Annotated in this window: 1 pseudogene; it reads right to left on the reverse strand. The window is 35.9% G+C overall.

Annotated features, from left to right (window positions below):
• Positions 1–290 precede the first annotated feature (290 nt).
• Positions 291–630, reverse strand: a pseudogene (locus R7R78_RS27305) (hypothetical protein); the annotation flags it as partial.

Consider the following 630-nt stretch of genomic DNA (forward strand, 5'->3'; position numbering starts at 1 on the left):
TTTTTATTATTAATTGCAAAACTACTCTTCAGGACTTTTAATTAATTATATTTTTAGAAGGCTAGTTGTTGAGTATTAATTATTAACTCCACAAGCACTACTCTCTGAAAGCCTCTCTTATTAAAAGAAAGGTTCTCTGACTTATCATTTGGAACATTGTTCTTCCACAGTTTTTTATTGATTAATCAAATACCCAATCTTTACTATTTTAAGATTGCGATAAGAACATTGTTCCAAGTAAACATCATCTCACTGTCGAGATAGTTATTCACATAAAATCAAAACAGGTGTTACTTAAAAGCTAGCGTCAGATAAGGCAATACATACGCTTTGAGCTTAGACTCTATCTGTTCCACTGTTTTTAGTTGATCTGGGAGAACATTGTTCATTGGAGTTTCAACATCTATAACAGTGACCAATCCACTCGCTCGTGACACCGTTTTTTTCGTTACTACTACCACTGCTTCGGCTTCACTTTTAACGGTATCGAGCGCACTTAATAGAGCGTCACATTGAGATATTTGCGGTGTGTAACGAATCAGAAATCGTGTAGGGTTTATTGGACTTACGAACACTTCCCGCGCAAGCTCTGCTGTTTCATGGTAAAAATATCGTTCTACCACATCTCCA

Source organism: Vibrio sp. 2134-1, assembly GCF_033339495.1.